The following is a 2559-nucleotide window of genomic DNA, read 5'->3' on the forward strand; positions in this document are numbered from 1 at the left end:
GAATACGGTTTAATGCGCCCCGTTAGCCCGGATAGCTCAGTCGGTAGAGCAGGGGATTGAAAATCCCCGTGTCGGTGGTTCGATTCCGCCTCCGGGCACCAAGATTTGATGCGGGTTTGTCGAGTTTGTTAAACTTCCTGACAAAAGCGCAAAAAACAAACAATAGTTAATAAAGTGTTAAATGACAATTTGCACGCTATTGTGGTGTTTAAGACAAGATACAGGGTAGCTGTTTTAACAGCTACCCTTTTCTCGTTGCAGGTAATGATTCCAGTAATTGATTCTGATGTCAAGTAAGGTGAAAACTTCACGAAATACAGGATGGTAACAACGCTCACTGCATACCATCAAGATTGATGCAGGGCAGTTCACACAAGCCACCGCCTGAATCCGGTCTGAGTCCTGCCCTGTTTTTTTAATCCGTTTTATTCATTTACTCATGCACATCAGAACGATCGGTGTACAGCCCCAATTCCCGTTCTAATGCTTTTCCCGTCACTTCCATATCAAGATCAATGTACTCCATCGTCGTCGCAACGTTACGGTGCCCCAGTAATCGTTTCACCAGCGGCAGATTGCGATCCGGCGATTTCATCAGCGTTGATGCCATGGTATGGCGAAACCGATGCGGAGAGACAGCAAAATCACATTCTCTGGACAACCGGCGGAAGAAAGAGCGGAGCTGTTGCTTTTCTCTATTAATATCGTATTTGTAACGGGAAAGCCGGCTTGGATGTGGCACACTTAGCCGACTAAGGTCAAAAATCGGATCACTGGCTTCAGCCCCGGCAGCCGTTGCCCGTTCAATTAAGTGTGCCAGCCGGGGTTTAAGGGGATGGACAATCGGTATCTCCCATTCACTGTGATTCTTGCTGCCTGCCAGACCCAGTTCAATGTAATTTCCTTCCAGATTGATATCCCGCACCCGCAGGTGCAATAACTGGTTCTGGCGCATCCCCGTAAAACGTAGCGTCGCCAACACCGTTGACCAGTACCAGGTCGGATACAGAGCACAACGCCCTCCCTTCGGCGTTGTCTGGAGCCGTTCTTCCTCCGCGAACTTCCCCATCAACAAATTAATGCGGTTTACCTGCGATTCACTCAGAATTTTCTTCTTTTTCTTCTCTTTTTTCACCACCGCATTATTAAACGGGTTCTCTGTATGAGGCAGCAATTTTCGTTCCATGCCGAAATTAAATATCGCCCGTAAGTGAGACACCTTATTATTCCAGGTATGGCTCGACTGTTTCTTCTCCAGCAGAAGATGACGACGCCACCGGAGCACCTCCCGGTGAGTCACCTGCGCCGGTGAAGTGACATCCCCCATAAATTGTATAAAACCCCGTACGACCTTCCGGTAACTCCACTCAGTATCTGGCCTCAGGATATGTGAAAAAAAGTACTCTTCTAATAACTCTTCCCAATTGAACGTTTCTGTTGTGTGCAACATCTTCTTTGTTCCCTCTGTTATCACACCTTCATCGGGTTCCTGTTCATAAAACCCTTGCCGGTGTCAAAAATACAAATAACCCTTTAAATTATTTTCTTTTAAATGATGACGTTAGGTAACCATAAGTGACAATACTTCTGTCACCTGTACCGATCGTTTGATCAGTTTTAAATCATGATGGTGATTTTTCCCGTCAGACTGCCACTCGAAATTAATCATTTGATTGAAATAATGACATCAGTGTCCGGGTATCGTCCGTCGTGGACGGAGATGAACGGTTGATTTCACCGGCAGGGAGGATCTCCGCTGTTTCCGGGGTAATTGCTGATCCGGTTTCAGAAGTAAAAGTCGTTTCTGTCTCAGTGGATGATGTAACCTGTTTATCCAAGGGTGAATGAACCTGCCCGGCGGCTTCCTGAAGCAGTGCATCAATCAGCGGCACAGTGGACGGACGGCCATTAAGATGCTGCATCAGGCAATGCCAGACTTCCGGTACGGAAACCAGCCACATCATGGCTTTTTCCGGTAACAGACTGGCTGCCAGAAACACCTCCTGAGGGGCAGACGGTATGTTTTCCGGGAGATGAAAGCGGAAACGAAAGGGTTTATCAGGCACACAGATCCCCGGTTGCCAATGATGCCCGTCTTCCAGCTCCCCTTCCAGTTGCCGCAACAGCGGCAGGTGGTAAAACAACGCGGCCCAAAACACCACGGCCTGCCACAGCAGGCTTTGCGCTGCCTGTGTTTCCGGCGGTGCCCCCGGAGGCAGCATATGCCCTTTCGCCAGCCGTACCGCACAGGTGGTGAATGCCAGCGTCAGGTCAGCAAATCCCCCCAACGCTGACCACTCCCCTGCCGGGGTTGCCGGCACCTGTTGGACACTGCCCAGCAATTGCTTCACCGGTGCAAGATAAAAACGCTGATACAGCCCGTCAGGGAATGCACTGTTTTGCCATAATTGTTGGAGATATTGGCGACGCTGGGGCGTTACTAACAATTCATCGGCTGATTGGGGTTGAAAATACCCCCGACAATCTTCCGACGAAAATGATTTGGGCTGTGGGTGTGCCTGTCGGGTAAAACGGGATTTAAAACGCTGAAACATTATT

Annotated in this window: 2 protein-coding genes and 1 tRNA gene; 1 reads left to right on the plus strand and 2 read right to left on the minus strand. The window is 49.1% G+C overall.

What is annotated here, in order from left to right; all coding sequences use genetic code 11:
• Positions 1 to 25 precede the first annotated feature (25 nt).
• Positions 26 to 101 (plus strand) — tRNA-Phe (locus BM100_RS22175).
• 332 nt (positions 102 to 433) lie between these two features.
• On the opposite strand, the gene BM100_RS22180 is transcribed toward BM100_RS22175, so the two are convergent.
• Positions 434 to 1450: a tyrosine-type recombinase/integrase gene (locus BM100_RS22180; RefSeq protein ID WP_092514969.1), complete on the minus strand. Its 1017-nt coding sequence runs from the start codon at positions 1448 to 1450 to the stop codon at positions 434 to 436.
• A 211-nt stretch (positions 1451 to 1661) separates the two neighbouring features.
• Positions 1662 to 2559: TraI domain-containing protein (locus tag BM100_RS22185; protein ID WP_339355272.1), on the minus strand; the 898-nt coding region annotated here is incomplete at its 5' end.

It is taken from the genome of Xenorhabdus mauleonii (assembly GCF_900113945.1).
Lineage (GTDB): Bacteria > Pseudomonadota > Gammaproteobacteria > Enterobacterales > Enterobacteriaceae > Xenorhabdus > Xenorhabdus mauleonii.